This is a genomic window from Paracoccus sp. Z118, from assembly GCF_019061185.1.
In the GTDB taxonomy this organism is placed as follows: Bacteria; Pseudomonadota; Alphaproteobacteria; order Rhodobacterales; family Rhodobacteraceae; genus Paracoccus.
Window position 1 is genome coordinate 1 of the sequence record NZ_JAHQZU010000062.1, and the last position, 4077, is coordinate 4077.

The following is a 4077-nucleotide window of genomic DNA, read 5'->3' on the forward strand; positions in this document are numbered from 1 at the left end:
TGTGGCCCTGAGCTCAAGCCCGGAACCATGCAAGCGCAGCCGACCTGCGCGACAACCGGCAGCAAGCTGGCGCGCGGTGCAGGAGCGGAGGTTTCTGGGCGGATAGAGGGGGCTTGAGCCAGAAGGAAAACGAATGACCAACCTGAAGATTGACGCCGCACGGCTTTGGGACAGCCTGATGGAGACGGCTGCCATCGGAGCCACCCCGGACGGGGGTATTGCCCGGCTGTCGCTGACGGATCATGACCGCCGCGCCCGCGACTGGCTCAAGGCGCAATGCGATGCGTTGGGAATGGCGATGATCGTGGACGAGGTTGGCAACATGTTCGCTGTCCGTCCGGGCCGGCGACCGGACCTCGCGCCGATCGCCATGGGCAGTCATCTGGATACCCAGCCGACTGGCGGCAAGTTCGACGGGGTGCTGGGCGTTCTGGCAGGGCTCGAAGTGCTGCGGACGCTCGATGAGGCAGGCTTCCAGACCGAGGCGCCGCTGATGCTGGCCAACTGGACCAACGAGGAGGGCTCTCGCTTTTCGCCGGCGATGCTGGGTTCGGGCATCTGGGCGGGGGCCTACAGCCGCGATTATGGCGACAGCCGCACCGATGCGGACGGCGACAGCTTCGGGGCCTCTCTTGACCGCATCGGCTGGCGCGGAGAGGCGAAGGCGGGCTCCGTCCGGTTCGGCGCGATGTTCGAGCTGCATATCGAGCAGGGGCCGATACTGGAAGCCGAGGGCAGGCAGATCGGCGTGGTGCAGGGGGTGCAGGGAATCCGTTGGTTCGACCTGACCCTTACCGGGACGGCGGCACATACCGGCTCCACCCCCATGAACCTGCGCCGCAACGCGCTTGTCGGCATGGCACAGGTGATCGAGGGCATAGACCGCATCGCCCGCAGCCATAAGGACGCCGTCGGCACCATCGGCTTTCTTCAGGTCAGCCCGAACTCACACAACGTGATTCCCGGCGCGGCACGGGCCACCGTCGATCTGCGCCACCCTGAGGACGCTGTTCTGGATCGGATGGAAACCGAGATTGCCGCGCTTGTGGTCGAAGCCGCCGTGGTGAACGGACTTGACCACCGGCTGGAGCGCGTCTCCCGCACGGCGCCGGTGGTCTTCGATCCCGAATGCATCGCATCTGTCCGGGCGGGGGCCGCGGCCGCTGGTCTGTCCACGCGCGACATGATCTCGGGAGCGGGGCATGACGCAGTCCATGCCGCCGCCGTCGCGCCGACGACGATGATCTTCGTGCCCAGCAAGGGCGGCCTGTCGCACAACCCGGCAGAATACACCCGATCCGAGGAATGCGCGGCGGGCGCGCAGGTCCTGCTGGGGGCGGTTTTGGATTACGACCGGCGGAAGGCCGAGCGCCGCCAGGAGGCGCGGCAGGATTGACCATCCGGGTGTTTGATCCGTTCGCGGTGGCATTGACCCGTCCACCGGAGCGCCCGTCGATCTGATGTAGAGTTTGCTCACCGCGCAGGAGCAGGCGGCATGGGGAAGCCCTGACGATGCCGAAAACGCGGTCCTCCGGGTGAGGCGGGATCATGCGATCTTCCAACGTCGGACCGTCGGCCCTGATCGATGTCAATCCAAGGATCGTCCGGCCGCACTCGTCCCTGGGCCATTTCACGCCGCGCGAAAAGCGCCGGAGGGTTGCGTTACCTGACGGCTCCGCGCCCGGCGCGCTCGCCTCGAAACAGCCGTGGACCGCCGATCTCAAGCCCCGCGGATTCCCGCAATGACGAGGAGCGGAGCAAATCTCCGTAAAGCCGAAGGTAACACCGATAAGCCCCGAGGGTTGCATAACGGAAACATCACGTTATGTTGCCCGCCGTGATCATCTGATCCCCTGAGCGCATCTGCGATCCATTCGCCATGCCTCGTTGTCGCTTCGCTGCCGTCTGGCGCGTGAAAAGTGACCTGGAAACTACGCGGTTCATCAGGCGCGGCCGGTTCTCCGGTCGATTGTGCCTGCCTTGGTCCGTGCGACGTCAACAACCGGCCATAGGTGCTATGCAGATTCAGCAATTAGGAACACCGCTCACCCTTCTTCTTCTCACCCTGTTCTTCGGCCTCACATTCCTCATCACGCTCTCCATCGGACGGAAGCAGGAAAACGCCGACCATTACATGACTGCAGGCAACCGCGTTGCCTTCGGTATTTCGGCGGCCTCGATGACCGCCACCTGGATCTGGGCCTCCTCGCTCTACGCATCGGCCACCTCGGGTTACACCTACGGCATTTCCGGCCCGATCCATTACGGGCTGTGGGGCGCGCTGATGATCCTGTTCATCTATCCCTTCGGCCGCCGCATCCGCAGCCTCGCGCCGCGCGCGCACACGCTGGCCGAGATCCTGCATGTGCGGCACGGCCGTTCGAGCCAGCTGATCCTCGCCGGGTCGAACATCCTCGGCAGCCTGCTCAGCCTGACCTCGAACTTCATCGCCGGCGGCGCGCTGATCGCGATGTTGTCGCCGCTGTCCTTCTCGACCGGGATCCTGCTGATCGCCACGGGCGTCCTGCTCTACACGCTGTGGTCGGGCATCCGCGCCTCGATCCTGACGGACTTCGTGCAGGTCTGCGCCATGCTGGGCGCGGTCGTCGTCATCGTTCCGGCGGTGTTCTTCGCCGCAGGTGGTCCCGCGATCTTCGAGACCGGCGCCGTCAACCTGACCCCGCAGCAGCAGAGCTTCTTCTCGTCCGAGGCGTTCCTGAACCAGGGCGCGCCCTATATCGCCGCCGTGCTGGCCTATGCCATCGGCAACCAGACCATCGCGCAGCGCCTGTTCGCCGTGCGCGAGGACAAGATCAAGCAGACCTTCATCACCGCGACCGTCGGCTACGGCTCGACCGTGATCGGCGTGGGCATGCTGGGCGTGCTGGCGCTGTATCTGGGCATGGAGCCGATGGATGGCGATCTGAACAACATCATTCCCCAGCTTGCGGCGACGTATCTGGGCGTCGGCATCCTGTGCCTGTTCTTCATCATGGTGATCGGCTCGATGGCCTCGACGGCGGACAGCGACCTGTCGGCGCTATCGTCCATCGTCATGACCGACATCTACGGCCGCAACATCGCCAGACCCGGCGAGGCGAACCCCAGGCTCATGCTGCTGATCGGGCGGATCACGATGATCGTGGCGACCGGGGCTGCGGCCTACATCGCCTCGAACCGGCTCAACATCCTCGAGCTGCTGGTGCTGGTCGGCGCGATCTGGGGGGCGCTGGTGTTCCCGGTGATCGCCAGCTTCTACTGGAGCAGGGTGACGAACAAGGCCTTCACCATCTCGGTCCTTTCGGCGCTGGCGGTGTTCTTCCCGGTGCGGTTCGGCTGGATCACGCTGGATGGGCCTGTGGCGCTGGTCTCGGACTTCCTTGCCGTGATCGGGGTCGGCGTGATCGCCGGGCTGATGATCTTCGGCTTCTTCGGCCTGCGGGCCGGGATCGCGACAGCGGTCGTCGCGGCGCTCGCCGTGCTGCCGTTCGGCATGGGCTTCCTGCACCAGTATCCGGTGCTGACGGCCTCGCTGCTGGCCTATGCGGTCAGCACCGTGCTGTGCGTGGCGATCTCGCTCACCGAGCGCGAGTGTTTCGAGTTCAGCCGCATCGCGGAGGAAACCGGCCGCTTCGACAAACCCCAAGCCGCAACCTGAGGAGATATCCATGTCCCCGACGTTTCTCACCTTCTACCTGCTGCTCTGGCCGCTCATCGTTGCCGGCGTGCTGGCCGTCATCGTCCGCGCCTTCGTGGGCGAGATGCGGGCCGCCCGAAAAGCGGGGCGGTCGATGATCTGAGCCTGCGGGAGGAAGCTCCGGCTTCAGGCGCCCGGCGCCTGGGGCCGGCCGCAGCCCTCGCAGGCTACGGGCGTGAATGTTCAGGGAACGCCATTCGCCCCGTTGCTGCAGCATGCGCCACCCGTCAGCGGGGATCACCTTTCGGCCATGAGGATCGGTTCCTGCAGCAACCCTCGTTCAAACGTAAGCGCCACGGCGCTCTCCTCCTGCCGCTGCTGATCTGATCGGTCCATTCTCCGCGGGTGGGCATGGCGCGAAGGAGTTGGTTTTGGAGATA

The 4077-nt window shown here is 65.4% G+C and carries 3 protein-coding genes; all 3 read left to right on the plus strand.

What is annotated here, in order from left to right; all coding sequences use genetic code 11:
* Window positions 1–133 precede the first annotated feature (133 nt).
* Window positions 134–1396: a Zn-dependent hydrolase gene (locus KTN05_RS17210; protein WP_217330599.1), complete on the plus strand. Its 1263-nt coding sequence runs from the start codon at window positions 134–136 to the stop codon at window positions 1394–1396.
* A gap of 738 nt (window positions 1397–2134) precedes the next feature.
* Entirely contained in the window at window positions 2135–3658 is a 1524-nt protein-coding gene (locus KTN05_RS17215; RefSeq protein ID WP_217330600.1) for a sodium:proline symporter, read from the plus strand.
* 10 nt (window positions 3659–3668) lie between these two features.
* The gene (locus tag KTN05_RS17220) at window positions 3669–3800 is read left to right on the plus strand and encodes a putative transporter small subunit (protein WP_217330601.1); all 132 of its coding nucleotides are present in this window, start codon (window positions 3669–3671) and stop codon (window positions 3798–3800) included.
* Window positions 3801–4077: the final 277 nt, after the last annotated feature.

Coding starts and splice junctions, on each gene's coding strand:
- KTN05_RS17210 (WP_217330599.1), top strand. CDS start 134: ATGACCAACCTGAAGATTGACGCCGCACGGCTTTGGGACAGCCTGATG.
- KTN05_RS17215 (WP_217330600.1), top strand. CDS start 2,135: ATGACTGCAGGCAACCGCGTTGCCTTCGGTATTTCGGCGGCCTCGATG.
- KTN05_RS17220 (WP_217330601.1), top strand. CDS start 3,669: ATGTCCCCGACGTTTCTCACCTTCTACCTGCTGCTCTGGCCGCTCATC.